At 67.6% G+C, this 25,166-nt stretch carries 23 protein-coding genes; 8 read left to right on the top strand and 15 right to left on the bottom strand.

Annotated elements, in window-relative coordinates:
* Positions 1 to 329: 329 nt before the first annotated feature.
* Together pyrF and AC13FN_RS12015 are read right to left on the bottom strand one after the other, a co-directional pair.
* Positions 330 to 1,055: an orotidine-5'-phosphate decarboxylase gene (gene pyrF / locus AC13FN_RS12020; protein WP_049453913.1), complete on the bottom strand. Its 726-nt coding sequence runs from the start codon at positions 1,053 to 1,055 to the stop codon at positions 330 to 332.
* Positions 1,052 to 1,975, bottom strand: a complete 924-nt coding sequence (locus AC13FN_RS12015; RefSeq protein ID WP_005407497.1) for a 5'-nucleotidase, lipoprotein e(P4) family — start codon at positions 1,973 to 1,975, stop codon at positions 1,052 to 1,054. Before AC13FN_RS12015 ends, pyrF begins: the two co-directional genes overlap by 4 nt.
* A gap of 101 nt (positions 1,976 to 2,076) precedes the next feature.
* Here AC13FN_RS12015 and AC13FN_RS12010 point away from each other — a divergent pair, with 101 nt between their 5' ends.
* Positions 2,077 to 2,730, top strand: a complete 654-nt coding sequence (locus AC13FN_RS12010) for a YceH family protein (protein ID WP_482984387.1) — start codon at positions 2,077 to 2,079, stop codon at positions 2,728 to 2,730.
* 117 nt (positions 2,731 to 2,847) lie between these two features.
* Here the strand turns inward: AC13FN_RS12010 and AC13FN_RS12005 are convergent, their stop codons facing one another.
* From AC13FN_RS12005 to AC13FN_RS11990, 4 genes are all read right to left on the bottom strand, one after another.
* Positions 2,848 to 3,372, bottom strand: a complete 525-nt coding sequence (locus AC13FN_RS12005; RefSeq protein WP_482984388.1) for a GNAT family N-acetyltransferase — start codon at positions 3,370 to 3,372, stop codon at positions 2,848 to 2,850.
* Between the two features lie 91 nt (positions 3,373 to 3,463).
* On the bottom strand, positions 3,464 to 3,775 hold the full coding sequence (locus AC13FN_RS12000) for a DUF3592 domain-containing protein (RefSeq protein WP_425507019.1): 312 nt from the start codon (positions 3,773 to 3,775) through the stop codon (positions 3,464 to 3,466).
* Between the two features lie 195 nt (positions 3,776 to 3,970).
* Positions 3,971 to 4,711 (bottom strand): DUF3592 domain-containing protein, encoded by a 741-nt coding sequence (locus AC13FN_RS11995; protein ID WP_205405453.1) that lies wholly within the window; start codon positions 4,709 to 4,711, stop codon positions 3,971 to 3,973.
* Positions 4,712 to 4,818: 107 nt separating this feature from the next.
* The gene (locus AC13FN_RS11990) at positions 4,819 to 6,795 is read right to left on the bottom strand and encodes a UvrD-helicase domain-containing protein (protein ID WP_482984389.1); all 1,977 of its coding nucleotides are present in this window, start codon (positions 6,793 to 6,795) and stop codon (positions 4,819 to 4,821) included.
* 101 nt (positions 6,796 to 6,896) lie between these two features.
* Here AC13FN_RS11990 and AC13FN_RS11985 point away from each other — a divergent pair, with 101 nt between their 5' ends.
* Both AC13FN_RS11985 and AC13FN_RS11980 read left to right on the top strand, forming a co-directional pair.
* Complete coding sequence (locus AC13FN_RS11985; RefSeq protein WP_010487338.1) at positions 6,897 to 7,517, top strand: thymidine kinase; 621 nt, start codon at positions 6,897 to 6,899, stop codon at positions 7,515 to 7,517.
* A 94-nt stretch (positions 7,518 to 7,611) separates the two neighbouring features.
* Positions 7,612 to 8,319 (top strand): sel1 repeat family protein, encoded by a 708-nt coding sequence (locus AC13FN_RS11980; protein WP_197644333.1) that lies wholly within the window; start codon positions 7,612 to 7,614, stop codon positions 8,317 to 8,319.
* A 42-nt stretch (positions 8,320 to 8,361) separates the two neighbouring features.
* Here the strand turns inward: AC13FN_RS11980 and AC13FN_RS11975 are convergent, their stop codons facing one another.
* The 4 genes from AC13FN_RS11975 to AC13FN_RS11960 all read right to left on the bottom strand — a co-directional run bounded on the left by AC13FN_RS11975 (position 8,362) and on the right by AC13FN_RS11960 (position 12,435).
* Positions 8,362 to 9,966, bottom strand: a complete 1,605-nt coding sequence (locus AC13FN_RS11975; RefSeq protein WP_049445726.1) for an OpgD/OpgG family glucan biosynthesis protein — start codon at positions 9,964 to 9,966, stop codon at positions 8,362 to 8,364.
* Positions 9,967 to 10,071: 105 nt separating this feature from the next.
* Positions 10,072 to 10,884 (bottom strand): bifunctional DNA-formamidopyrimidine glycosylase/DNA-(apurinic or apyrimidinic site) lyase, encoded by an 813-nt coding sequence (gene mutM, locus AC13FN_RS11970; RefSeq protein ID WP_054170641.1) that lies wholly within the window; start codon positions 10,882 to 10,884, stop codon positions 10,072 to 10,074.
* Positions 10,885 to 10,903: 19 nt separating this feature from the next.
* Positions 10,904 to 11,236, bottom strand: coding sequence for an EF-hand domain-containing protein (locus tag AC13FN_RS11965; RefSeq protein ID WP_049436161.1), 333 nt, complete (start codon positions 11,234 to 11,236; stop codon positions 10,904 to 10,906).
* On the bottom strand, positions 11,233 to 12,435 hold the full coding sequence (locus AC13FN_RS11960) for a DesA family fatty acid desaturase (protein ID WP_482984390.1): 1,203 nt from the start codon (positions 12,433 to 12,435) through the stop codon (positions 11,233 to 11,235). Before AC13FN_RS11960 ends, AC13FN_RS11965 begins: the two co-directional genes overlap by 4 nt.
* A 151-nt stretch (positions 12,436 to 12,586) precedes the next feature.
* Between AC13FN_RS11960 and AC13FN_RS11955 the strand changes: the two genes are divergently transcribed.
* On the top strand, positions 12,587 to 13,408 hold the full coding sequence (locus AC13FN_RS11955; protein WP_197579917.1) for an ABC transporter ATP-binding protein: 822 nt from the start codon (positions 12,587 to 12,589) through the stop codon (positions 13,406 to 13,408).
* Between the two features lie 128 nt (positions 13,409 to 13,536).
* Here AC13FN_RS11955 and AC13FN_RS11950 read toward each other — a convergent pair whose 3' ends face one another.
* On the bottom strand, positions 13,537 to 14,739 hold the full coding sequence (locus AC13FN_RS11950; protein ID WP_019338122.1) for a DUF4785 domain-containing protein: 1,203 nt from the start codon (positions 14,737 to 14,739) through the stop codon (positions 13,537 to 13,539).
* 11 nt (positions 14,740 to 14,750) lie between these two features.
* A complete protein-coding gene (locus AC13FN_RS11945; RefSeq protein ID WP_010487357.1) occupies positions 14,751 to 15,629 on the bottom strand; it encodes a lipase family protein in 879 nt (292 codons plus the stop codon).
* A 263-nt stretch (positions 15,630 to 15,892) separates the two neighbouring features.
* On the opposite strand from AC13FN_RS11945, the gene AC13FN_RS11940 reads away from it, so the two are divergent.
* Positions 15,893 to 16,732, top strand: a complete 840-nt coding sequence (locus tag AC13FN_RS11940; protein ID WP_482984391.1) for an acid phosphatase — start codon at positions 15,893 to 15,895, stop codon at positions 16,730 to 16,732.
* Positions 16,733 to 16,842: 110 nt separating this feature from the next.
* Here the strand turns inward: AC13FN_RS11940 and AC13FN_RS11935 are convergent, their stop codons facing one another.
* Positions 16,843 to 19,113 carry a TonB-dependent receptor gene (locus AC13FN_RS11935; protein WP_482984392.1) on the bottom strand — a complete coding sequence of 757 codons (2,271 nt, stop codon included), beginning with the start codon at positions 19,111 to 19,113 and terminating at the stop codon, positions 16,843 to 16,845.
* Between the two features lie 159 nt (positions 19,114 to 19,272).
* Here AC13FN_RS11935 and AC13FN_RS11930 point away from each other — a divergent pair, with 159 nt between their 5' ends.
* Positions 19,273 to 20,289 carry a TIGR00266 family protein gene (locus tag AC13FN_RS11930; RefSeq protein WP_054170637.1) on the top strand — a complete coding sequence of 339 codons (1,017 nt, stop codon included), beginning with the start codon at positions 19,273 to 19,275 and terminating at the stop codon, positions 20,287 to 20,289.
* 177 nt (positions 20,290 to 20,466) lie between these two features.
* Positions 20,467 to 21,459, top strand: a complete 993-nt coding sequence (locus AC13FN_RS11925) for a patatin-like phospholipase family protein (RefSeq protein WP_019337382.1) — start codon at positions 20,467 to 20,469, stop codon at positions 21,457 to 21,459.
* A gap of 39 nt (positions 21,460 to 21,498) precedes the next feature.
* Here AC13FN_RS11925 and AC13FN_RS11920 read toward each other — a convergent pair whose 3' ends face one another.
* On the bottom strand, positions 21,499 to 23,499 hold the full coding sequence (locus AC13FN_RS11920; RefSeq protein WP_482984393.1) for a hypothetical protein: 2,001 nt from the start codon (positions 23,497 to 23,499) through the stop codon (positions 21,499 to 21,501).
* An 87-nt stretch (positions 23,500 to 23,586) separates the two neighbouring features.
* Positions 23,587 to 24,069, bottom strand: a complete 483-nt coding sequence (locus tag AC13FN_RS11915) for an Lrp/AsnC family transcriptional regulator (RefSeq protein ID WP_004153377.1) — start codon at positions 24,067 to 24,069, stop codon at positions 23,587 to 23,589.
* Positions 24,070 to 24,194: 125 nt separating this feature from the next.
* On the opposite strand from AC13FN_RS11915, the gene phhA reads away from it, so the two are divergent.
* Positions 24,195 to 25,088, top strand: a complete 894-nt coding sequence (phhA, locus tag AC13FN_RS11910; protein WP_010487370.1) for a phenylalanine 4-monooxygenase — start codon at positions 24,195 to 24,197, stop codon at positions 25,086 to 25,088.
* The last annotated feature ends 78 nt before the right edge of the window (positions 25,089 to 25,166 follow it).

The following is a 25,166-nucleotide window of genomic DNA, read 5'->3' as shown; positions in this document are numbered from 1 at the left end:
TCACTGATCAGAATAAAAAAAGAGCCGGGATCACGGGGATCACAGGCTCTTCAAGCCGGCGCGGGGCCGGTGGACAGTGTTGTGGCACATGTCCGGTCCGAGGACCGGATGGCGGCGATCCTACGCTGCCACTCAAGTTAAGGCAACACTTCACGTAGTTCCGTATAAGACATTGATTTTATTGATGACCCCGACGCTTCGCATGGAGGCCATGAAATCTACGGCAGGATTTGCGGCGATTCGGGCACAACCGCTGGTGGACGGATGCAAAAACGCCATCCCGCGCGGGTCGGGATGGCGTTCGGGCCTGCAGCCTGCGCAGCGGAATCTCAGCGCGCAGCCAGCGCCGACGTGATTTCCTGCTGGATGGCCCGGGCCGCGGCCTGCGGATCGGCCGCCAGGCGGATCGGGCGACCGACCACGATGGCATCGGCGCCATCGGCAAAGGCCTGGGCCACGCCAACGGTACGCTTCTGGTCATCGCCGACCGGGCCACCGGGGCGGATGCCCGGGCAGACGATCGAGAACCCGGCGCCGGTAGCGGCACGGATCGGGCCGGCTTCCTGGCCCGAGGCGATCACGCCATCGATGCCGGCCGCCTGCGCGGCCAGCGCGCGCTCGACCACCACGTCCACCGGCTCACGGTCGATGCCCATCTGGGCCAGGTCCGGGCGGCCCATCGAGGTCAGCACGGTCACCGCCAGCAGGCGCATGTCGCTGCTGTTGGCGGCGGCGCAGGCTTCCATCATCGCCGGGTGCCAGCCATGGATGGTGGCGTAGCTGACCGGCCACTGCGACAGGCGCTTGATCACCGCCGCGGCGGTGGCCGGGATGTCGAAGAACTTCAGGTCGACGAACACGCGCTTGTCGCGGCGGGCCAGCTCGTCCAGCACCTGGAAGTACTCGCCGGAGGCGAGCAGTTCCATGCCGATCTTGTAGAACGCCACGCTGTCGCCAAGGCGGTCGACCCACTCAAGCGCCTGCACGCGGTCAGGCACGTCCAGCGCGAAGATCAGGCGCTCGTCGTCGCGCAGCGGCAGCGGCGCGCGGCTCACGGTGCGTAGTCCAGGGCAGCGCGCTTGGCGTCGTGGCGGGCCTGGCGCGACTGGCTGTAGTCGTTGTTGAACTGCGCCGGCTCGAAGCCGCCGTAGGTCGGGTTCGGCAGCATCCACCAGCGCTCGCCGAACCAGTCGTGGTACTGCTGCAGCAGCGCGTCACGGCCGTCGTTGGTGTTGGCGGTCACTTCGACGAAATCGCCCAGCTGGTCGCCGAACTGCATCAGCACGCGGTATTTCTGCCCGGCCAGGCGGCGGCGGCAGTTCTTCTCGCTGCCGGCCTGCTCGCAGCCTTCGACCACGGTGCCCAGGCCGAGGAACACGCTGTCGTCGGCCACCGGCAGGCCCTGCTCGCGCAGGTTGGCCAGGGTCGCGTCCTTCAGGTGCACGGCGCGGTTGGAGATGTACAGCAGGGTCACGCCCTTGGCGTTGGCGGCCTTGGCGAAATCGACCACGCCCGGAATGGCCTTGGCCTTCTTCTCGGCCACCCACTGGTCCCAGCTCAGCTCGTCGTACTCCTTGCCATCGCGCACCAGGCGCGCCTGGTAGGGCGAGTTGTCCAGCACGGTCTCGTCCACGTCCAGCACCACGGCCGGCTTCAGGCCCTTGGCCTCGTTGCCGCGTTCTTCCGGCACCAGCGCATCCCAGTGGGCTTCCTTCAGCGCGGCGTCCAGGTGGTCGGCGGCGGCGCGGTAGGTCTGCTCGGTGATCGCCTTGTACTCCTGCGCGCGCTGCATCCACAGCACTGCATTGAGGTTGTCATTGGCAGTGGCATCGAGCGCACCGTCGGCCTTGGCAGCGGCGGCCGGGGCCTCCGGCGCAGCGGCTTCAGCGGCAGGCGCATCCACGCGCTTGCAGGCGGACAGGCCCAGCGCCGCAGTGGCGAGCAGGGTCAGGGACAGGGAAACGGGACGACGCATGGATTCACCGGCAATCAGATATACCCGCGCATTTTACCGGCAAAGGCGGTCCCGGGACGGCTATGCTTGGCGGTTGACCCGTTGCCCTTCCGGAGGCCGCCATGACCGATTCCACCCAGACCCCCGACGTCCCCCTGCTCGACGCCGTGCAGGCCCGCCTGCTGGGCTGCCTGGTGGAGAAGGAGGCGACCACCCCGGACACCTATCCGCTGACCGTCAATGCCGCCCAATCGGCCGCCAACCAGAAGACCGCCCGCGAGCCGGTGATGAACGTCGATGCCGGCAGCGTGCAACATGCGCTGCGCCAGCTGGAGGCGCTGGGCCTGGCCCGCCAGCACTTCTCCTCGCGCGCGGACCGCTATGAGCACCGCCTGCAGGCCGCGCTGGACCTGACCCGGCAGCAGACCGTGTTGCTGGCGCTGCTGCTGCTGCGTGGGCCGCAGACGCTGGGCGAGCTGATCACGCGCAGCGAACGCCTGCACCGCTTCGCCGACACCGACGAGGCCCGCCACGCCATCGATCGCCTGCAGCAGCGCGCGCTGCTGGTGGTGCTGCCGCGCGCCATCGGCCAGCGCGAAGACCGCTACATGCACCTGCTGTGCGGCGAAGTGGACGGCGCGGCGCTGGCGGCGAAGTACGCCAGCAGCGGCGGTGGCAGCAGCGATGCGGCCGACCCGGGCCTGGCCGAGCGCGTGGCCCAGCTGGAAGCGGCGGTGGCCGAACTGCAGGCACAGCTGGCCGAACTGCGCGGTTGAGGGGGTGGGTGCCGACCGTTGGTCGGCACTGCATCTGAATAGTGCCGACCAACGGTCGGCACCCACCTTCAGCCGCTACTGTGCCGGCCAGCGGCCGGCACCTACCAACATGAGGGGTCAGACCTGCGCCGCACCGGGCGTTGCATACAACCGGCTCGGGCTGTCCACGCCCGGCAACTGGATCACCCCACGCACCTGCATGCCCAGCCCCAGCAGGATCTTCCCGGACACGACGTTGTCCAGATCGGTGATGCCATACAGATCGTGCAGGCCCAGCGCTCCGCGCGCATGCGCGAACACCGCCCGCGCCGCCTCACCGGCATAGCCCTGCCCGGCGAATTCCGACAGCACCGCATAGCCGATGTCCGGCCCCGGCAGGCCATCCCGCCGCACCAGCCCGGCGTTGCCCAGCCAGGCACCATCAGACAACCGCTCGATGGCATACATGCCGAAGCCATTCAACGCATAGCTGTGCAGCACGCGCAGCGCGATGTACTCCCGCGCCTGTTCCTCGCTGTGCACGTTGCGGTCGCCGATGAAGCGCACGAAGCCTGGATCATTGAGCAATGCCAGCATCGGCGCAGCATCCCGGTCTGGTTCCAGGCGGCGCAGCCGCAGGCGTTCGCTTTCGATGGGTTGCATGGGTGGGCTCCGGAAGGAATACCTCGATTTTGCAACGCCAGCGCCCGCCGTGCAGCACGCTCAGGCCAAGTGGGCCACTACGATGCTCAGCCTAGCCACATGCCCCGTCACGCGGGCCGAACAGGATCGGCCAGTAGCGCACGCACAGGCGATGGACGCATGCGGCGATCAGGCAGAACCCCATGCCCATCAGCGCCAACAGCAGCGGTGCGCCCCAGCGCAATCCCGGGTGCTGGATACGAGCCTTGGAAGGCATGCCGCCGGGATACAGCACCTGTACCTGTTCGCCGACCACGTACAGTGGTGCCCCGGTAGCAGAGGACGCGGTGAACTGAATCATCTGCCCCTGTGCGGTCTGGAACCTCACCACCGGGCGATGCAGGGTGATGTCACGTGCGGGCATCCCCTCCATTTCCGACCGGGCATCCTCTGCCTGGACGGCCACCACCGTTCCAGTTACGGAAACGGCCTTGCGCGCGAAACGCTGGACGTCCACGAACAGCCAGGCGGCGGCCAGAAGGATCAGCAGGCCCACGGCAAAGAAAAACAGCAAAAAACATCTGAGGAGGGTGGGCAGGGTGCTGGCCGGGTTGATCGATCAGCGTGCAGGTGCCGGCGCTGATCGGATGAAGGAGGTATCGACATGGTAGTAGCGCGGATTGCCCGGCATGACATGTACATCCAGTTCACGCCCACTCACCTGTGCACGGGGATCGGCCCAGAGATACGCACTGTGGAAGACATGCCATCGAGTGGTTTCAGGATCGCGCCAGGCGCAGACGATGACGAACGGATGCCTTCCCCCCGAAAATACTCCGCGATCGCGCTTGATCGCCCGGACCTTGGCTTGCACCCGTGTCCCGTGGCGAAGGAGCTGCCTGCGCCGCCATGCCCTCGCCGCCTGCGGCAGGTGCAGAATTCCCACCCCCAGCAAGAATGGGCCGCCGGTCACTCCCAGTATGACGCTCAGGCCCCAGGGTGATGAGAGCGAACGCACCAGGGCCTTGTCCGGGCGGTCCGGCAGGTACAGCACATCTACATGATCGCCCGTCATGTAGGCACGATGGCGGGTACGACCTGCGAAGAACCGCATCACTTGCCCGCTGCTGGTAGTGAAGTCCACCCAGTACAGGAACTTCACCCCTGAAGTGCGCGAACCACCGCGATCAACGCTGACGGCATCCACATGGGTGATCCTGCCATCGGCAATGACCGCCGCATCGAGGAAGCGCCTGGCCCCAACGTAGGCCAGAAGCGCTGAAACAAGCAGGACCAGGCCCAGCCCGAGGAAGGTACGGGTGAGAACAGCAGGGATATCGTTGGACACGATGAAAGACACGGCGCGCACTTCGGGTGCGCTCACACTAGGCCTTAACCCGATGCAGGCTCAAGGCCAGAAGCGTCAATCGGACGGATTGGAATACCACTTTAGTGGCTTTTCGATCCTCAATCGAACAGCGCCTCGATCGCGGCCAACCCCGCCGTCGCGCGCTCCTTCTTCCGCGCCGCATCCGCCACCGGGTCCGCGCCATCGCGCTGGATCTCCTCGGCCGGAATCTCCTCGAAGAACCGGCTCGGCTTCAGCCGCACATGCTCGCCGAACTTGCGCGTCAGCTTGCTGTAGCTCATCCACAGCTGGATCTTGGCGCGGGTGATGCCCACGTACAGCAGGCGCCGTTCTTCCTGCAGGTTGCCTTCGTCCAGGCTGACCTGGTGCGGCAGCACGCCGTCCTCGCAGCCAACGATGAACACATACGGGAACTCCAGGCCCTTGGAGGCGTGCAGGGTCATCATGCGCACCTGATTGCCGCCCTCGTCCTTGTCGCTGCGCGACAGCAGCGCCAGCTGGCCGGCCAGGTCGGCGGCGGTGGCACCGCGCGGGCCGCCCTCGAACCACTGCGCCAGTTCCTCGATGTTGTTCGCCCGTCGCTGGTAGCTGGCCTCTTCCTTGGCCTGCTGGCGCAGCTCGCTGAGCAAGCCCGATTCCTTGGCCACCTTGCGGATCATGTCGCCGGACGTCACCTGGCGCATCTGCGCCCGCAGGTCGCGCAGGATGTCGGTGAAGCGCGCCAGGCTGTTGGCCGCGCGCGGCGGCAACTGCTGCAGGGCGCCGATGGTCTCGGCCACATGCGCCATCGGCATGTCCTTTTCCTGCGCCAGCTCGGCCAGCCTGGCCAGCGTACCGGCACCCACGTCGCGCTTGGGCGACTGCACCGCCCGCATGAACGCGGTGTCGTCGTCCGGGTTCACCAGCAACCGCAGCCATGCCAGCGTGTCCTTCACTTCCTGGCGTTCCAGGAACATGGTGCCGCCGGTCAGATGGTAGGGAATGCGCAGCAGCTGCATCGCCTTTTCCAGCGGGCGCGACTGGAAGTTGCCGCGGAACAGGATGCAGAAATCACTCCACGGCACGTTGCGCGACTGCGCCACGAAGGCGATCTCGGCGGCAACCTTTTCCGCTTCGTGTTCGCTGTTGCGGCATTCCCAGACGCGGATGCGTTCGCCGTCGGCTTGGTCGCTCCACAGCTTCTTCAGGTGCTCATGCGGATTGTTGGCGATCAGCGCGTTGGCCGCGCGCAGCACGCGGTTGGAGCAGCGGTAGTTCTGCTCCAGCTTGATGATTTCCAGCTTAGGGTAGTCACGCCCCATCTGCTGCAGGTTTTCCGGGTTGGCGCCGCGCCAGGCGTAGATCGACTGATCGTCATCGCCCACGCAGGTGAAGTTGCCCTTGTCACCGGCCAGCTGCTTGAGCAGCCGGTACTGCGCGTCGTTGGTGTCCTGGCATTCGTCCACCAGCAGGTAGCCGATGCGTTCGCGCCAGGCCACGGCGATCTCCGGATTTTCCTCCAGGATCTGCACCGGCAAACGGATCAGGTCATCGAAGTCGACCGCGTTGAACGCCGTCAGGCGCAGCTGGTAACGCTCGTAGACACTGGCCGCTTCCTTCTCGCGGTTGCTGCGCGCGGCGGCCATCGCCTGCTCGGGCGACAGGCCGGCGTTCTTGGCGCGCGACACCAGGTTCTTCATGTCCTCGATGTCGTCGGGCTTGGCCCCGTACATCAGGTCCTTGATCTGCGCAGCGGCATCGTCGGCATCGAAGATCGAGAATCCACGCTTCAGGCCCACGGCGGCGTGTTCGATCTGCAGGAACTTCAGGCCCAGCGCATGGAAGGTGCAGATCGTCACCTCGTCGGCATCCTGCTCGCGCAGGCGCTTGGCCACACGCTCGCGCATTTCCTTGGCCGACTTGTTGGTGAAGGTGATCGCCGCGATGCGGCGCGCCGGATAGCGGCCACAGCCGATCAGGTGGGCGATCTTTTCCACGATCACGCGCGTCTTGCCGCTGCCCGCGCCGGCGAGCACCAGCAACGGACCTTCGATGTGCAGGACGGCGGCGGCTTGGGGGGGATTGAGACCGTGCATGGGATGGGGATTGTAGCGGGGCCGGGTGACGACCACAGCGGGCCGCCGGTGGGGTTGCTGAACGGCTTCGGCGAAGCGGGGCTGCGGCGTACAATCCGTCGATGGCCAAGCTCTACTTCTACTATTCGGCGATGAACGCCGGCAAGACCACCACCCTGCTGCAGAGCGCTCACAACTACCGCGAGCGCGGCATGCGGGTGGCGATCCTGACCCCGCGCCTGGACGATCGTGCCGGCGCCGGCGTGGTCGCCTCGCGGATCGGCCTGCGCGCCGAGGGCATGGCCTTCGATCGTGACACCGACCTGCAACGCTGGGTCGAGCAGGACCTGGCGACGAACGGGCCGATGGGCTGCGTGCTGGTGGACGAGGCGCAGTTCCTGACCCGCGCCCAGGTCTGGCAGCTCAGCGAGGTGGTCGACCAGCTGCGCATTCCGGTGCTGTGCTACGGCCTGCGCACCGACTTCCGCGGCGAACTGTTCGAAGGCAGCCAGTACCTGCTGGCCTGGGCCGACGAGATGCAGGAGATCAAGACCATCTGCCACAGCGGCAAGAAGGCGACGATGACCGTGCGCGTGGACGAGCATGGGCACGCGGTGCAGGACGGCCCGCAGGTGGAGATCGGCGGCAACGACCGCTACGTGTCGGTCAGCCGCGCCGAGTTCAAGAAGATCACCCGCGGTGAAGGGCGGATCGATCCGGCGCAGGCCCCGCTGCCGTTGTAGCGGGCACGCCGGTGCGCCATGACCTCCAGCGGTTTACAGGCTTCCACGGGCTGCCTAGGCTTGGCCCGACCAGCTGTCGAACAGGAAGTCCGCCATGCGCCGCACTCTGCTTTTGCTTGCCCTGCTGTCTGCCCACCTGCCCGCGCCGGCAGCGGAGCGTCCCGCTTCTCCCGAAGAAGACGCGACACTGATCAATGCCGGCTTCCTCGACAGCCACCCAGACATTATGTACCGGCAATGGGGCGTCGCCGCGCTGCATCGGAATGACGTCAAGGCGGCCATGGATCATTTCCGCCGGGCCGCGCGCTATGCGGACAAGCCTGCCCAGGGCTACCTCGGCGAGATGTACTGGTACGGGGTAGAGCAGCCGCGCAATCCGGTCATGGCCTATGCCTGGATGGAGGTGGCCGCCGAACGTGGCTATCCGTTGTTCGTCGAGCTGCGCAACGAGTACTGGGCCACGCTGCCGCTGGAGCAGCATGATGCGGCGCGTGCGCAGGTAAGCGCGCTGCGCGCCGAGTATGGCGACGAGGTTGCGCGCCCACGCATGGCCGAAGTGCTCAGAAAGGGGCGCCGCGAGATGACCGGCAGCCGCGTCGGCTCGATGTCCAACAACGTCGACATCGTGTACATGGACGGCGGAATCTCCCGCACCATCAAGGCCGACCGTCTGTACGACCCCAAGTACTGGGACCCGAAGCAGTACGAGCGCTGGCAGGACGAAACCTGGATGAAGATCCGCCGGGGCACGGTGGAAGTGGGTGTGCCGACCCAGTCGCACGCCACCGACAGCAAGCCTTGAAACAACGGTGCCGGTGTGTGGCCGGCACCGAGCCGCATCCGTTCAGTACAGCGTGCGCTCCGGCGCACCGGCCGGTGGCGGGGTGTACTGGTACAGCCAGGTCTCGGTGAGGGTCTTGCCGCCACTGCGCAGGAACAGGCGGATGTCGATCTGCTCGGTGCTGCCTTCCGGCGGCACCAGGTCGAACATCGCGCGGTAGCCGTTGATCTCGCGCAGCGGGCGCGCCGACACGATCTCGACGCGGCCACGGCTGGCTTCCACCACCGCCTCGACCTCGCCCTTGTCGATCAGCGAGGCCAGTTCGCCGCCTTCGAAGTCCACCGCGAAGCGCCAGCTGAAGTACTCGCGCTTCTTGCCGACCACGCCGCCCAGGCCGGTGCGGCTGGCCACGCAGTGCGCCAGCGGCGGCCGTGCCGGCGGTTCGGCACCCCAGTACAGGCGATAGCCGACCAGCAGCTCCTGGCCCGGCTGCGGCTTTTCCTTGGGATTCCAGAACGCCACGATGTTGTCGAAGGTCTCGTCCACGGTGGGGATTTCCACCAGCTGCACCGAGCCTTCGCCCCACTCGCCCTTCGGCTCCACCCACAGGCACGGGCGCTTCTCGTAGAACACGCCATCATCTTGGTAGTGGTCGAAGTTGCGGTCGCGCTGCAGCAGGCCGAAACCGCGCGGATTGCGGTCCACGAACATGTTGAAGCGCAGGTTGCGCGGGTTCAGCAGCGGCCGCCAGATCCACTCGCCGGCACCGGTCCACAGCGACAGGCCGTCGGTGTCGTGGATCTCCGGGCGCCAGTCCCATGCCATGCGGCGGTCGTTCTCGCCCACCTGGTACATGCTGGTGCACGGGGCGATGCCCAACCGTTCGATTGCCTTGCGCGGGTAGAGCGCGCTGTCGATGTCCATCAGCAGCACGTCGCCGTTGGTGATCGCGAAGCGATAGGCGCCGGCAACGCTGGGCGAATCCAGCAGGCCGTAGACCACGATCGTCTCCGAATCGGCCGACGGCTGTTCCAGGTAATAGGCGATGAAGTCCGGGAATTCCTCCGGCTTGCCCATGCCGGTGTCGATCGCCAGGCCACGCGCCGACTGGCCGTACTGGCCCTCCTTGCCAACGGCGCGGAAGTAGCTGGCGCCGAGGAAGGCGGCGAAGTCGCGGTCGGTGTCCTTGCGCGTGTTCAGGCGGAACCCGGCGAAACCGAGGTCGGCCGGCAGCTCGCCGTCCTTGATGCCGCTCTTGCCGTAGTTGAACGCTGCGCCGTCATAGGCCAGCTCCTGCGCCTTGCCGTCGACCACGTCGAACATGCGCACCGGCGAATGGAAATACAGGCCCAGATGGAAGAACTTGGCCTGGAACTTGCCCGGCTGGTCGGCCCACAGCGCATGGTCCTGGCGGTAACCGATCGACTGGTACTGGTCCCAATCCAGGCCTTCCAGGCGGCCCGGCAGCACCCGCTTGTGGCTCTTGTAGGGCGCCTGTGCCAGCGCGCGCGCCTGGCCCTTGAGGGTGGCGAAGTCGAACGGCTGCGGCTGGCCGAGGCGGCGCAGGCCCATCTGGCCGCTCTTGCTGGCCGCGCACGCGGGCAGGGACGGCAGGCCGAATGCAGCCAGGGCGAGGGAGGCATTGCGGATGAAGTCGCGTCGTTGCATGCAGGCGCGTCAGGCACAGAGGGAAGGTCGGCCATCATAGGCAGACAAACGTTAACGGGCAGCGGAGACGCGCCCTGCCCGTTCAGCTGCCGCTGGCCACCCGGCTCAGCGCTGGCAGTGGCTGCACCAGACGCTCGCGCGCTGGCCGATGGTGGCGTGCTTCAGTGCGCGGCCGCAGTTCGGGCACGGCAGGCCATCGCGGCCGTACACCAGCAGTTCCTGCTCGAAGTAGCCCGGCGCGCCATCGGGGCTGATGAAGTCGCGCAGGGTGGTGCCACCACGGGTGATGGCGTAGCCGAGGATCTCCTTCACCGCGTCAGCCAGCCGCTGGTAGCGCTCGCGCGAGATCTTCCCGGCTTCGCGCAGCGGACTGATGCCAGCCCTGAACAGGCTTTCGGCGGCGTAGATGTTGCCCACGCCCACCACCACCGCCTGGTCCATCAGGAAGGTCTTCACCGGCGCGCTGCGGCCGCGGCTGCGGGCGAACAGGTAGTCCCCGTCGAAGGCATCATCCAGTGGCTCCGGGCCCAGCCCCTGCAGCAGCGGATGGATCTCACCGGCCGGCTGCCACAGCAGGCTGCCGAAGCGGCGCGGGTCGTTGAAGCGCAGCAGGCGGCCGTTGTCCAGGCTGATGTCGACGTGGTCGTGGGCGCGCAGCGGGGTATCGCCAGGCAGCACGCGGAGGCTGCCGGACATGCCCAGGTGCAGCACCGCGCTGCCGATGGCGGTATCCAGCAGCAGGTACTTGGCGCGGCGACGGATCTCCTCGATGCGCTGCCCCGGCAGCAGCTCGGCCACTTCCGGCGGAATCGGCCAGCGCAGATCGGCGCGGCGCAGGATCACGCCGTGTACGCGGCGACCCTGCAGGTGCGGCGCCAGGCCGCGGCGGGTGGTTTCTACTTCGGGCAGTTCAGGCATGAACCGATTCTACGCCCGCTCAGCGTGGCGGCGCCGCCAGTTCACGGGCATCCAGGACGCCATCACCGTTGGCATCCTGCGTGTGGAAGCGCTGCACGATCACCTGCCGCTGCCGCTCGCGGCTGATCGCCCTGCCCTTGCCACCGGGCAGCTCCTCGGCCGTCAGCACGCCATCACCATTGCGGTCCATGCGGTCGAAGGCATACAGCATCCACTGCACGTACTCGGATTCACTCACCCGGCCGTCGCCATCGCTGTCCATCCGCTGCAGATAGCTGGCGGTATCGGTGACCTGGGCCAGCGCCGTGCCCGGCAACAGCACCGCCAGCAGAAGCCCGTACCCTGCCCTCACGCGCCCACCAGGCTGTAGCCCTTCAACCGGGCGGCGTAGGCCTGCAACGCCGCGATACCGCTTTCCTCGGCCTCGCGGCACCATGCCTGCAACTGATGCAGGCGCTCGGCAGCGTCGTGGCCACGGGCTTCCAGCAACGCAGCCAATCGCCCGCGGTACTCGACCAGCGTGCGGATGCGCGGCCGTTGTTCCACCCATGCGCTGAGCTGGGCGCGGCTGTCCGGCTTCAACCAGCGGCCATCATTGACCAGGCCACGGCGCAGACGACGCGGCAACAGACGGCGCAGCTTGGCACCGGCGTGAGCGGCTTCCTCGCGCAGGGCCGGCATGAACACGTTGCGCTGGTAATCGGTCATCGCCTGGAAGCGGTGCGACAGCAGCGCCTTCAGGGTTTCGGCATCGGGCACGGCGATGTTCGGGCGCACGTCCATGGCCGGCGCCACCCGCAGTACCTTGGCCAGGCGCAGCGCCTGCAGCAGGCGGATCGCACTCCAGCCGATGTCGAATTCCCAGCGCCGCATCGCAAAGCGCGCCGAGCTGGGGAAGGCATGGTGATTGTTGTGCAGCTCCTCGCCACCGATCCAGAACCCCCACGGCGTCAGGTTCGTGGAGGTATCGGCCGATTCGTAGTTGCGGTACCCCCACCAGTGGCCCAGGCCATTGACCACGCCGGCCGCCCAGAACGGGATCCACGCCATCTGGATCGCCCACAGGGCCACGCCGGGCAGGCCAAACAACACGGTATTGATCGCGAACAACAGTACCGGCCCCAGCGTGGCATGCGGGGTATACAGGCGGCGCTCGATCGCATCATCGGGGGTGCCGCGCCCGTACTGCTCGATGTCCGCGCGCTGGCCGCGCGCTTCGCGATACAGCTCCACACCGTGCCAGAACACCTTGCCGATGCCGCGGGTGACCGGACTGTGCGGATCGTCCTCGGTCTCCACCTTGGCGTGGTGCTTGCGGTGGATGGCCACCCACTCGCGGGTGATCATCGAGGTGGTCAGCCACAGCCAGAAGCGGAACACGTGGGCCAGCGCCGGGTGGAAGTCGACCCCGCGATGGGCCTGGCTGCGATGCAGGTACAGGGTCACCGAGAAGATGGTGATCTGGGTGAAGACCAGCAGCACCGCCAGCATCGCCCACCCGCCCAGGCCGAGCACACCACCGGTCAACAGGGACATCAGGGCATCAGGCATGGCAGCGCTCCGGATCGACGCGGGGATGGCAGACATCATGGGCGCTTGCGTTGCAAACTGCATCCCTGCGGCGGTGCTTCGCATCGCCATCCGTGGCACCGTTCACAGTTGGGGACCTGAGTTGTCGAGCCTTGATCCACGCGCCAGCACCATGACTGCGGCCCCGTCCATCGCGGAGCTGCCCCCGTTGATCGAACTGGACCGCGCCACCGTGGTGCGCGGCCAGGTGAAGGTGCTGCACGGGCTCAGCCTGCGCATTGCACAGGGCCAGCACACCGCCCTGCTCGGCCCCAACGGCTGCGGCAAGTCGACCTTCATCAAACTGATCACCCGCGAGCTGTACCCGCTGGCGCAGGGCGACGGCTCGGTGGCAGTGAAGGTGCTGGGCCAGAACCGCTGGCAGGTGGACCGGCTGCGCTCGCAGCTGGGCATCGTCACCGGCGACCTCAGCAGCAACCTGGCCGACATGCCGGGGCTGACCGTGGAGCAGGCCGTGCTGTCCGGCTTCTTTGCCAGCTACGTGGTGCCCGCCTTCCGCGAGGTGACCGCCGACATGCGTGCACGCGTCGGCGAGACACTGGCGATGACCGGCGCGCTGTCCCTGCGTGAACGTGCGTACGCCGAGCTGTCGGCCGGCGAGACCCGCCGCGTGCTGATCGCCCGCGCGCTGGTCAACCGGCCGCAGGCGCTGCTGCTGGACGAACCCTCCACCGGGCTGGACCTGGTCGCCCGCGAACAGCTGGTGGCGACCATGCGGGTACTGGCCCAGCAGGGCATCACCCTGGTGCTGGTGACCCACCACATCGAAGAGATCATTCCCGAGATCGAGCGGGTGGTGCTGCTGCGCGATGGCCGTGTGCTGGCCGATGGCACCCGCGCCGAGCTGCTGCGCAACGAACCGCTGTCGGCGGTGTTCGGCGGCGCGATCACCGTATGCGAGCAGGAAGGCCGGCTGACCGCATACGCGGGATAATCGCCATCCCACTGTAGAGCCGAGCCTATGCTCGGCTGCTCCTGGCCGCAGGGAACGGCAGCCGAGCATAGGCTCGGCTCTACAGAAACCGGTGCAGCGGGCCGGAACCCGGCCCGCTGCACGCAACCTCAGAACTTCAACGCCAGCGCGCGCGACTCGATCGGTGCCATCCGGCTCTGGTCCTGCAGCTGGAGGTCGCGCAGCTCGTACGGCGCACCAAAACCAGCGGGCAATGCGGCCTGGTCGAACGGCAGCACCAGCTGGCCTGCGCCCGGGCCATCGAACCACGCCGCCGCGTGCGCCTGTGCAACCGGCTTCAGCTGGCCATCGCGGGCAGTGGCATACAGCGTGCCACGCGCCTCGTAGCGGCCAGCTGCAGCCACCTGCAGCGGCAGCGCCACCTGGCGGCTGGCCGGGTCCGGTGCCGCCTGGCCACTGAAGCGCGCGGTCGGCCGTGCTACCGCGAAGGCCACCTTGCCATCGCGCAGCACGCCATCGGCCTGGGCGAACACCTGCAGTTCCCACAGCCCCTGCACGGTGCCGACGTCTGCGGGGATCCGCACCTGCGCGCGCAGCGCGCCGTCGGTGGTACGCAGCAGTCGCTGCGGCCAGCTGCGGCCATCGGGTGCGACCAGCAGGGCTTCACCGCCCAGGCTGCCGCGGCGCGAGGCCATCTGCGCGGTGGTGGCACCGTCTTCCAGCAAGCGTGCCTGCAGCTGCACGTTGCCACCGGCCAGCACCTGCGCCTGGTTGGCCTGCACTTCCAGCCGCAGCGGGCTGTTCGGCTCCAGCACCTGCACCACGTAGCGGCCCTGCGCCTGCGCGCTCTGCAGGGTGTAAGCACCGGCCGCACTGGTCGCGCCGGTGCGCAGCATGCTGCTGCCATCACCCACCGGCATGCCGGCATCCTGCAGCGCGCGCGCATCGACACTGCGCGCCACGCTGCTGCGGCCGGCCGGGTCGCGCAGCTGCAGGGTGTTGGCCGGCACTGCACGCGCGCCTTCGGCCGGGCTCAGTTGGATCACCGCGTCGGCAGCCGTCAGCGGTAGATCGACGCCACGTTGCAGCTGCGCGCCATCGACCTGCTGCCAGTAGCTGCGGCTGACCGAGGCATACGGCGTGGCCGCCTGCAGCCGTTGTGCCGGGTCCAACGCCCAGGCAAAGGACAGCGGCGCGTGTTCGCTTTCATCGGCGGGCAGCGGCGCGGCCACCAGGGCGGCAGGCACCTGGTCGCCTGCACGGGCGGCCTGCAGCGGCTGCGCGGCCTGCGCTGCGGAAAGGGACAGCACTGCCAGGACGGCGCCGGCCAGCAGGGTGGATTGAATCGTCATGGTCGTCTCCCTCACTGGGTCAGGTCGTTGCGCAGCAGGGTGCCGAGGCCGAAGCACTCGCGGCGGCTCTGGTTGTGGCTGAGCGGTTCCGCGCCCTGGGTACGCGCCTTGTCGGTGAACCAGGTGGTGCCGGCGGCCTTCTGGCTGCTGCACTCCAGGAAGCCGTCGGAGCAGGACGACAGCCAGTTCTGGGTGAACTCCAGGCCGACATTGGCGGCGTAGCCGCCGCAATAGCTGTTGCTGTCCCACACCGCCGATTCCACATCACTGCCGACCACCGCGCGGAACGGCTTGGGCAGGGCGGGACGGCCTGCGGTGCCGTACAGGTTCTGCGCGTTGTAGGTGGCCATGCTCGCCACCTGCTGCTGGCGCACCGCGTCGTTCTTGTAGCCCAGCAGCCAGCCCAGCGAGGTTTCGAAGGTGTTGCCGTTGAGCACCGCATCGGCCAGCGGCGTGCCCGCCGAGGACGGTGCCAGCGCGGTGACCTTGCGCACCGTGCGGATGATCTTCGGGTAGCGGCTGTCGTAGGTTGGGTTGGACAGGATCCAGCGCACCACGTTGCCGCCGTTGGAATGGGTAATCACCACCAGCTGGGTGATGCCGCGGCTGTCGATGAAGCGGGTCAGCTGGTTGGCCAGGCAGCCGGCGGCCTCCGGCTTCCACATGTACTGGGTGAAGTCGCAGTTGATGACCACATAGTTGCTGCTGTTCGGCAGGCCCTGGCGCACGGTGTCGATGATCGCCGGCTGCCAGTAGTCCTGGGTGGCGTTGGTCTGCGCGCCAGTGCCATGCACGAAGGCCACGCCGACCACGTCGGCGGCCTGCGCCGGCGTTGCTGCAAGCCCGAGGAGCAGGGCCAGGACGGTACTTCCTGTTGCGGTGCTGCGCATCGCTTCTCTCCCTCTGTCAACGGATCCCCCCGACCCGACTGGAACTGGACGGCTCCTGGTGCGTGCCGTTGTGCCGATGCTCGCGGCGCAGCCGCGTGAAAGTCCGTGCGCTGCGCCCGGATTCAGGAGACTGACGTCACTCCATGACGCTTTTCGTATTCTTCCGATGACCATGCCGGGTCTGGCCGTATGACCGATGGCCACTGCGGTGTCGTATTCGGGCTGCGATCATGGCGCGTTGTTTTCTCTTCCGGAGCCTGTCCATGTCGCTGATTTCCCACCCTGCCCGCCCGCTGCTCGGCCTTGCCGTCATCGCGGCCCTGGCCGGTTGTGCCGCCACCGCCGCCAAGCCGACCGCCGTCGAAGCCAACATCACCACCAAGGCGGTGGGCTATCTGGACAAGAGCGCGGTACCGGCCAGCCTCGACCTGGTGCCGGCACCGCCGGTGGCCGGTTCGGCCGCCCTCGCCCTGGACGAACAGGTCAGCCGTGAAGCCCGCGCGCTGCGTGGCAGCCCGCGCTTCGCCCAGGCCGGTGTCGATGCGGAACTCGGCTTCCCTGAAGGCGCCAACCACTTCTCCTGCGCCGCCGACATCGACGTCGATGCGGTGAAGACTCCGGCGCTGTACCGACTGCTGGAGCGCAGCCGGATCGACGCCAGCGCGGCGACCAGGGCTGCCAAGAATCACTACCAGCGCCCGCGCCCGTTCATGGTCAATGGTGAGCCGACCTGCTCGCCGAAGGACGAGGACGGCCTGCGCAAGAACGGCTCCTACCCCTCCGGCCACACCTCGATCGGCTGGGCCTGGGCTCTGATCCTGTCGGAGATCGCACCGGATCGCGCCGATGCCATCCAGGCGCGCGGCCGCAACTACGGCGAGAGCCGCCTGGTGTGCAACGTGCACTGGCAGAGCGACATCCTCGAAGGCCGCTTCATGGGCGCCGCCGCAGTGGCCCGCCTGCACGACAACGCCGCGTTCAACAAGGATCTGCTGGCGGCACGCAAGGAGATCGCTGCCGCACGCAAGGCCGGCCTGCATTCCAGCCGCGACTGCGCCACCGAGAACGCGGTGCTGAAGGTGCGCCCGCAGAGCGCGCTGTAAGTGATGCTCCGGGGTCGAATCCCTTTCCGCAGGAAAGGGCTCTGACCCCATACAGCAGAAGGGCCGGCATTGCGCCGGCCCTTCTTCATTGCATTACCGCAGTCACCGCATCAGAACTTCGCGGTGAACTCCACGCCCCAGGTACGCGGCTCGTTGAGGAAGCCGGTCAGGTTGTTGAAGTCGATCGCACCGACCACGCGGGTCTGGTTGGTCAGGTTGCGGCCGAACACAGCCACGTCGTACTGGCCGTAATCCCAGTTGTAGCCCAAGCGCAGGCCGCCTTCCAGCGAACTACGGCCGCGGAACTCCGGCGACTCGTAGATGAAGAAGTTCACCGCGCTGCGGTAGGCCCAGTCGGTGTAGGCATACAGCTCACTGCCATCGCTGAGCGGGAAGCCCACGCGCAGGGTCGCGTTGTGGATCCACTTCGGCGCCTGCGGCAGCGGATTGCCGTTCACCAGCGCATAGGGCTTGCCGCCGATCATGGTGATCGGGTCGGTAACAGTGCAGCCACCACCACAGACCGCCACCGCCAGGTTCTTGTCCTTGATCTCGGTGTCGTTGTAGCTGCTGCCGAAGGTCAGCAGGACGTTGTCGGCCAGGTAGGCCTCCAGGTCCAGCTCGACGCCCTGGCCGATGGTCTTGTCGGCGTTGAGCAGGGTGGCGGTGTTGTTGGTGCCGCCCACGGCGATCAGCTGCTGGCCGTCAACGTTGTAGCGGAACACGCTCAGGCCCAGGCGCGCGCGCCGCTCGAACAGGTCGGCCTTGATACCGGCTTCATACGAGATCACCTTCTCCGAATCGGCCTGCGACAGGCCGGGCGCGAAGGCCAGGCGGCCCTGGATCGACGGCGCGCGGAAGCCCTTGGCCACGCGGGCGTAGGCATTCACGTTGTCGGTCAGCTTGTAGACGCCGCTGACATCCCAGCTGACGTCGTTGACGTCGGTGTTGGCCACATACGGGCCACTGACCGGGGTACCGAACGGCACGGCCTGCAGCACGCTGGCGTTGAAGTCCTTCTTGTCCTGGGTGTAGCGCACACCGGCACGCAGCTTGAAGCGGTCGGTGACATCGAAGTCACCCGAGGCAAACACCGCCCATGCCTTGTTGCGCTGGTTCTGCACCACATGGCCGGTCTGCGGGTTGCCCGGCTTCAGCGAGTTGTAGTTGAAGTTGTTGATGGTCACGTCTTCGTCGAAATAGAAGACGCCGGCCTGCCAGTCGAAGCGGCCCCATTCGTTGGATTCGACGCGGAATTCCTGCGTCCACTGGCGGTGGTGCGGCAGGCCGTCGGCCGACTCGGACGAGAACGGGATGAAGCCCGGCCCATAGTTGCCAGCGCCCAGCGATGCCTCGCCGTAGCCACCGTCGATGTCACCGCGGTTGAGCGATTCAGCGGTTTCATAACCGGTGATCGAGTGCAGGGTCACCGAGCCGAGGTTCCACTGCAGGCGCGCGCTGCCGCCCCAGGTTTCCAGATCGGAGAAGTTGACGCCGTCGTTGGCCACCTTGTCGCGGTCGAAGTTCTCGACCAGGCCGTTGCCACCCTTCTGGATGATGTTGGCGCGGAACAGGCGGGCGGTACCGTTGAGCTTGCGCTTGTGCAGGTTGAACAGCGCTTCGAAGTCATCGCCTTCGTACAGGAACTGCACGCGGCCGGCGGCTTCGTCATAGCCTTCGAAACCGCTGTTGGGCGCACCGGCGCGGGTGTTGTCGACCCAGTCATCGCGGCGCTGGTAGATGGCCGAGACGCGTGCTGACCAGCGATCGGTCAGCGGCCCACCGTAGGCACCCTGCACGTTCCAGCTGTTGTAGCTGCCATAGCCCACGCGCACGTAACCGTCGGCATCCTGCGACGGGCGCGCCGAGTCGAACTTGACCACGCCGGCCGGGGTATTGCGGCCGAACAGCGTGCCCTGCGGACCGCGCAGCACTTCCACGTTGGCCAGGTCGAACAGCGGGAAGCCCTTCAGCAGCGGGCTTTCCTGCACCACGTCGTCGTACACCAGCGACACCGGCTGCGACGCATTGAGGTCAAAGTCGGTGTTGCCCAGGCCGCGGATGTAGAAGCGCGGGAAGGCACGGCCGTAGGACGACTCGATGTTGAGGCTGGGCACGCGCGCGGCCAGGAAGCGGATGTCATCGCCCGCAGAACCCAGCACATCGAGCTTCTCGCCCTGGATCGCGCTGATCGCGACCGGCACGTCCTTGGCGTTCTCAACGCGCCGCTGCGCGGTCACCTGCAGGGCATCGAGGGCAACCGGATCCTTGGCAGCGGGAGTTTCCTGGGCGGCTGCTACCAGCGGCAACAGGGCGGAAAAAGCGGCAACGAGGGGGCGCGCGACCGGAAGGCGGCCACGGGAAGTGCGGGTCGGGGACATGGCGGTAGGCTGTGTTTGGAGGGGTGGTAAAACGGCGCTACCAGATAATTGTTGCAATACAGCACCTGCCCCGCAAATGCCTGCCGTTCATGGCCCCGTCGCCCCGGCCCCCGCGTGCTCGCTAGACTCGGGGTTTTCCAGCCCTGCGGAGCCGCCGCGATGACCCAGTGGTACTTCCATGCCTCCGCCCAGGCCGAGCGTATCGGCCCGCTTGATGACGAGGCCGCGCGCCGTTATGCGCAGGCCAATCCGCGTGCCCTGGCCTGGTGCCAGGGCATGAGCGGGTGGACCTCGATCGCCGAGGTGCCCGAACTGCAGTCCGCGGCCCCGGGCATGCCGAACACCCCGCCGCCGGTCCCCGCCGCTGCCAGCAGCCGCGCCGACGACATCGAGTTCCGCATCGTCGGCCATGAAATGCAGTTCGTGGAAATCGAGCTCGACCCCGGTGAGAGCGCCATTGCCGAGGCCGGCGCATTGATGTTCAAGGACGCCACCGTGCAGATGGATACGGTGTTCGGCGCCGCCAACGGCGACCAGGGCGGCGGCTTCATGGGCAAGGTGATGGCCGCCGGCAAGCGCGTGCTGACCGGCGAGAGCCTGTTTGCCACCGTCTACACCCAGAGCGGCCACGGCAAGGGCAAGGTCGCCTTCGCCGCGCCCTACCCCGGCACCGTACTGGCAATGAAGCTGGACCAGCATGGCGGCCGACTGATCTGCCAGAAGGACAGCTTCCTGGCTGGCGCGCGCGGCGTGCAGATCGGCGTGCAGTTCCAGCGCAAGATCATGACCGGCCTGTTCGGCGGCGAAGGTTTCATCATGCAGAAGCTGGAGGGCGACGGCTGGGTGTTCATCCACGCCGGCGGCTGCGTGGTGGAACGCGAACTGGCCGCGGGTGAGCGGCTGGATGTGGATACCGGCTGCGTGGTGGCCTACCACCCCACCGTGGACATGGACGTGCGCCGGGTGGCCGGCGTCAAGAGCATGCTGTTCGGCGGCGAGGGCGTGTTCCTGGCCACGCTGACCGGTCCGGGCAAGGTCTGGCTGCAGTCGCTGCCGTTCTCGCGCCTGGCCGGCCGCATGTGGATGGCCGCGCCGCAGGGCGGTGGCCAGAACCGCGGCGAAGGCTCGGTACTGGGCGGCCTGGGCCGGATGCTGGACGGCGACAACCGGTTCTGACCCACTCGTTTGGTAGCTGCCGACCTTGGTCGGCACTGGAGTCTGCGTGTGCCGACCAAGGTCGGCACCTACCGCGCCCGTTTTCCTGAATAGGGAACTTCCCCACCCTGCCCGCCCCGCCACGGCTTCGGTATGCTGGCGCCCTTTCCTGAATCCGGCGCCGCGAGCGCACTGCCGATGAGCCTGTTCCGCCCCCGCATGCTGCTGTCCGTCGCCCTGATCGGCCTGCTGGCCGGCTGCGGTGGCGACCCGGTCCGCCCCACGCCGCCGCCTGCACCGACCGTGGTGCCGCAGGCCAAGCCGGTGAAGATCGGTATCGCCCTCGGCGGTGGTGCAGCCAAGGGCTTCGCCCACATCGGCGTGATCAAGATGCTGGAGGCCAATGGCTTCGAACCGGCCGTGGTGTCCGGCACCAGTGCCGGCAGCGTGGTCGGCGCGCTGTATGCCAGCGGCATGGATGCGTTCCAGATGCAGAGCAAGGCGGTCGCGCTGGACGAAGCCAGCATCCGCGACGTGCGCCTGTTCTCCGGTGGCCTGGTGCAGGGCCAGAAGCTGCAGGACTACGTCAACGAACAGGTGGCCAACCGCCCCGCCGAACGCCTGAAGAAGCCGTTCGCCGCCGTGGCCACCCAGCTGGAAACCGGTGAGCGCGCGATCTTCGTGCGCGGCAACGTCGGCCAGGCGGTGCGCGCGTCGAGCAGCATTCCCGGCGTGTTCGAGCCGGTGAAGATCGGTGGCCGCAACTACATCGACGGTGGCGTGGTCAGCCCGGTGCCGGTCGATGCCGCGCGCCAGCTCGGCGCCGACTTCGTGATCGCCGTGGACATCTCCAGCAAGGCCAGCGGCAAGGCGCCGACCGACATGCTGGGCATCGTCAACCAGTCCATCTCGATCATGGGCCAGCGCCTGGGCGAGCAGGAACTGGCACGCGCCGACATCGTCATCCGCCCGAAGGTGCTGGACATCGGCGCCGCCGATTTCAGCCAGCGTGGCACCGCGATCCTGGAGGGCGAAAAGGCCGCAATGGCCGCGATGCCGCAGATCCGCGCGAAGATCCAGCAGCTGCAGCGCGCACGCGCCGCGGCCGCCGCACCGGCACCCGTGGCCGCGCCGAAGTGCGAGGAAGCCTCGCGCCTGGGCAAGCTGATGGGCCGCAAGGACAAGTGCTGACCTGAGCCAGCGTGTCGCTGCCAGACAGCGACGCGCGTTCTAGCGCGCAGGCCGGTAACCGCTGGCCTGCTGCCGCTCGCGCCTGCGCGCCTGACGGGCCTGCTCCTGCAGTGTCGCCGTGTGCTGCAGCTGTTCCATGCCATCGGCCGGCACATGCAGCTGGCGTCGCGCACGGGTGAGTGCCAGATAGACCGCGCGCACCGGGTTGTGCCAGATGCGTCCGCCCTGCCCCGCACGGAAGCAACCGGGTGACAGCGAGACCACGTCGAACTGCAGGTTCTTCGCGTGTTCGGCCAGGCACAGCGCCACCCGCCCTTCAGCAGGCGTGTCCTGGTCGTCGAGCGCCTGCAGCAGTGACTGCACCCGATCGGCAGACGCAAACAGTTCGACCAGCGCGCCCTGCCCTTCGTCGGCCTGCGTGGCGAGGACGTGCTCCCATGCCGGGTCCGAGGCGCTGTCGTGGCGCCGGCGCCACGCATCCAGCGGCCGCTGCAGCACGCTGCGCAGCGCGCGCAGCGATGCCGGATGCAGATAGGGCCGCAGCCCGAGCGCGTGCAGCTGTGCCGCATCCAGGGCCAGATCGGCGACGCTGCCATGGATGCGCAGGCCCTCGCTCGGCACCTGCGCCCAGTGGCGGTAATGCAGCACAGCGGTGGCACGGTCGGCGGCACCGACGAACGGCCCACTGTCCTGGCCCAGTCCATCCAGCGCCAGGGTCTGGTTGACCAGACCCTCGACCTGGTTGCCCTGGCGCACCGACTGGTGCATTTCCAGCACCTTCGACGCGGCCCAGCGCGGCACCGTGCCGGACAGGCACTGGTGCGGATCCCCCAGGCTGACCACGCCAGGCGCATGACCGGCCAGCAACTGCTTCCACGACGGGCTCAGGTCATGCGCCTCGTCCACCAGCAGCATGCCCATGTCCAGCGGCGGGGTGATGCCGCGCAGCGCCAGCCACTTGCCGATGTGCGCCGGGCTGAGGCTCAGCAGCGTGCCCCGCTGCAGTTCGGCGTCGAACATGCAGCGCCAGACGTGCTCGGCGGCCGCCATGTACGGCGACACGTCGAGCATCGCGGCGGGCACCGAACGGTCGAAATGCTGGAACGCCAAGCCCGGTGCCGACGACGCGCACCAACGGTTGATGGCCTCGAACGCAGTCAGCAGCACCTGCTCCGGGCTGCGCCCACCGATGCCCTGCAGGCCGATGCGGCCGGCAATCTCGCGCGGCGTGCGGGTGCTGCGCCGGTAGCTGGCAACGAAGCCCCCGGTGTGGCCGCTGCGCGCGGCATGCTGCGCCACGCGGTTGGCGAACTCGATCTGGGTCAGCAGGCGCACCGCGGTGCTGGCCGGCACGCGGCTGCGGAAGGCTTCCACCTGCCCACGCGAGGGCGCCACGTAGGTGTAGCGGCCCGGCCGCGCATCCATCAGCGCCAGCACCAGGTGGCCCTTGCCGGTGCCGGCATAGCCATCGAGGTCGATCAGTTCATCGGGGTTGGCGGCGATGGCGCGCAGCACGCGGGCCTGCTCGGAGGTGTACAGGCCATGGTGTTCGACCGCACGCGCATCGCTGGCAACGGCTTCGTCCTGGACGTCGTCCTCATCGTCGCTGGCGAACGCGGCCGGGAAGCGGATCTCGTGTTCGGCAAGGGTTTCCTGGCAGGCCTGCTGCAGGTCGAGGCCGGGGTACTCGCTGGGCGACTGGACGATGAAGTCCTGCAGGATCTCCGCCGGCGCCAGCAGCACGCCGTGGGCGGCCAATGCGGTCAACCAGGCATCCAGCTCCGGCTGGCCACCGCCACCGGGGCCAGCCAGCTGAGCGGCCGCGCCTTCGTTGCCGGCAAACAGTGCGCAGGCATCATGCAGCAGGCGCTCGATCTCGGCGGCTGGATGCAGGCGCGTCCGGCACAGCTGCGCGGCCATCAGCCCAGCCTGCTCCACTGCGGTCTGCGGTGGCGTGCCATGGGCGATGTAGCGCGCCAGCGACTTGCGCTGCAGCGGCAGGAAGGTGGTGGTGGGCACCGGGTGCTGGAGTTCGGGCATGCGTGGAACCGGAAAGGAACGCTGCGGCGAGCGCAGGGCGGTGATGCTCAGCTACCCGCCCGGCTGCGTCAAATCGCGGCGGCGCGCTTATTCCAGCTGTGAAAGCGGCAATGCCTGGAATCCCTTCACCGTGCGCAGCACGAAGCTGGAATTGGCATCGGCCACGCCACCGGCGTTGAGCAGCCGGTCCAGCAGGAAGTGCGAGAAGTGCTCCAGGTCGCGCACGTAGACGTGCAGCAGATAGTCCATGTCGCCGGTCAGTGCATGGCAGGCCACCACTTCATCCCAGCCCTGCACGCTGTCCACGAAGTGGCCGATGGCGGCCTGGTCGTGCTTTTCCAGCTGCACGCGCACGAAGGCCTGCAGGCCCAGCCGCAGCTGCCGTGGCTCCAGCCGCGCGCCATAGCCGACGATCACGCCCTCGCTTTCCAGCCGCTGCAGGCGGCGCAGGCAGGCCGAGGGCGAGAGGTTCACCCGTGTTGCGAGCTCGGCGTTGGTGGCGCGCCCATCCCGCTGGATTTCAGCCAGCAGACGTATATCCGTGCGATCGAACTGGACTTCTCCGGCCATTGTTGCCCCGCAACATGGTGAGTACGCAAGGATATTGCGCCAACAAGGCCAATCGGCGCAACTTTTGCAACCCTGTTGCGCGCACCCTGCCCTAGCATCGTGGGTATCCCATCCAGGAGTGCCCCATGGACCTCGCCCAGCCCCGCCGCGTCGAACACCAGCAGACCGACAAGGGCTACGTGCCGGTGTATACCACCGCGCTCGTCGAGCAGCCGTGGGACACCTACAGCGCCGACGACCACGCCACCTGGAGCACGCTGTACCAGCGCCAGCGCGAACTGCTGGTCGGCCGCGCCTGCCAGGAATTCCTGGATGCACAGGACGAGATGGGCATGAACGCGCACATGATTCCGCGCTTCGACCAGCTCAACGAAGTACTGGGCGCGGCCACCGGCTGGACCCTGGTCGGCGTCGAAGGCCTGCTGCCGGAACTGGATTTCTTCGACCACCTGGCCAACCGCCGTTTCCCGGTGACCTGGTGGATCCGTCGCCCGGACCAGATCGACTACATCGCCGAACCGGACCTGTTCCACGATCTGTTCGGCCACGTGCCGCTGCTGATGAACCCAGTGTTCGCCGACTACATGGAGGCGTACGGCCGTGGCGGCGTCAAAGCCCACGCGATCGGCCCGGACGCGCTGCAGAACCTGACCCGCCTGTACTGGTACACGGTGGAGTTCGGCCTGATCGACACGCCCGAGGGCCTGCGCATCTACGGTGCCGGCATCGTGTCGTCGAAGGGCGAGTCGCTGTACTCGCTGGAATCGGCCGCGCCCAACCGCATCGGTTTCGACCTGCAGCGGATCATGCGCACGAAGTACCGCATCGACACCTTCCAGAAGACCTACTTCGTCATCGACAGCTTCGAGCAGCTGATGCAGGCGACGTCGCCGGACTTCACCCCCATCTACGCGGCGCTGGCCAACCAGGCGCATCTGCCGGCCGGTGAGGTGCAGGGCGATGACCGCGTGTTCCAGGCCGGCACGGGCGAAGGCTGGGCCGACGGCGGCGACGTGTAAGCACACAACGCGCACGGCTTTGCACTGAAACGGCGCACAGGGGTGCGCCGTTTTCGTTGTTGCCTGCCTGCGCCATTG

The sequence above is a fragment of the Stenotrophomonas sp. 115C5 genome, from assembly GCF_056861055.1.
This window is presented reverse-complemented; position numbering and strand designations above follow the sequence as displayed.

Bases quoted from the DNA above. Each gene is read 5' to 3' on its own strand.
- AC13FN_RS11935 (WP_482984392.1), bottom strand. From the start codon at position 19,113: ATGTCCCCGACCCGCACTTCCCGTGGCCGCCTTCCGGTCGCGCGCCCC.
- AC13FN_RS11925 (WP_019337382.1), top strand. From the start codon at position 20,467: ATGAGCCTGTTCCGCCCCCGCATGCTGCTGTCCGTCGCCCTGATCGGC.
- AC13FN_RS11940 (WP_482984391.1), top strand. From the start codon at position 15,893: ATGTCGCTGATTTCCCACCCTGCCCGCCCGCTGCTCGGCCTTGCCGTC.
- AC13FN_RS11955 (WP_197579917.1), top strand. From the start codon at position 12,587: ATGACTGCGGCCCCGTCCATCGCGGAGCTGCCCCCGTTGATCGAACTG.
- AC13FN_RS12015 (WP_005407497.1), bottom strand. From the start codon at position 1,975: ATGCGTCGTCCCGTTTCCCTGTCCCTGACCCTGCTCGCCACTGCGGCG.
- AC13FN_RS11915 (WP_004153377.1), bottom strand. From the start codon at position 24,069: ATGGCCGGAGAAGTCCAGTTCGATCGCACGGATATACGTCTGCTGGCT.
- AC13FN_RS11975 (WP_049445726.1), bottom strand. From the start codon at position 9,966: ATGCAACGACGCGACTTCATCCGCAATGCCTCCCTCGCCCTGGCTGCA.
- AC13FN_RS11980 (WP_197644333.1), top strand. From the start codon at position 7,612: ATGCGCCGCACTCTGCTTTTGCTTGCCCTGCTGTCTGCCCACCTGCCC.
- AC13FN_RS12005 (WP_482984388.1), bottom strand. From the start codon at position 3,372: ATGCAACCCATCGAAAGCGAACGCCTGCGGCTGCGCCGCCTGGAACCA.
- AC13FN_RS11945 (WP_010487357.1), bottom strand. From the start codon at position 15,629: ATGCGCAGCACCGCAACAGGAAGTACCGTCCTGGCCCTGCTCCTCGGG.
- AC13FN_RS11960 (WP_482984390.1), bottom strand. From the start codon at position 12,435: ATGCCTGATGCCCTGATGTCCCTGTTGACCGGTGGTGTGCTCGGCCTG.
- AC13FN_RS11920 (WP_482984393.1), bottom strand. From the start codon at position 23,499: ATGCCCGAACTCCAGCACCCGGTGCCCACCACCACCTTCCTGCCGCTG.
- AC13FN_RS12010 (WP_482984387.1), top strand. From the start codon at position 2,077: ATGACCGATTCCACCCAGACCCCCGACGTCCCCCTGCTCGACGCCGTG.
- mutM (WP_054170641.1), bottom strand. From the start codon at position 10,884: ATGCCTGAACTGCCCGAAGTAGAAACCACCCGCCGCGGCCTGGCGCCG.
- AC13FN_RS11950 (WP_019338122.1), bottom strand. From the start codon at position 14,739: ATGACGATTCAATCCACCCTGCTGGCCGGCGCCGTCCTGGCAGTGCTG.
- AC13FN_RS11930 (WP_054170637.1), top strand. From the start codon at position 19,273: ATGACCCAGTGGTACTTCCATGCCTCCGCCCAGGCCGAGCGTATCGGC.
- AC13FN_RS11985 (WP_010487338.1), top strand. From the start codon at position 6,897: ATGGCCAAGCTCTACTTCTACTATTCGGCGATGAACGCCGGCAAGACC.
- AC13FN_RS12000 (WP_425507019.1), bottom strand. From the start codon at position 3,775: ATGCCCGCACGTGACATCACCCTGCATCGCCCGGTGGTGAGGTTCCAG.
- AC13FN_RS11990 (WP_482984389.1), bottom strand. From the start codon at position 6,795: ATGCACGGTCTCAATCCCCCCCAAGCCGCCGCCGTCCTGCACATCGAA.
- phhA (WP_010487370.1), top strand. From the start codon at position 24,195: ATGGACCTCGCCCAGCCCCGCCGCGTCGAACACCAGCAGACCGACAAG.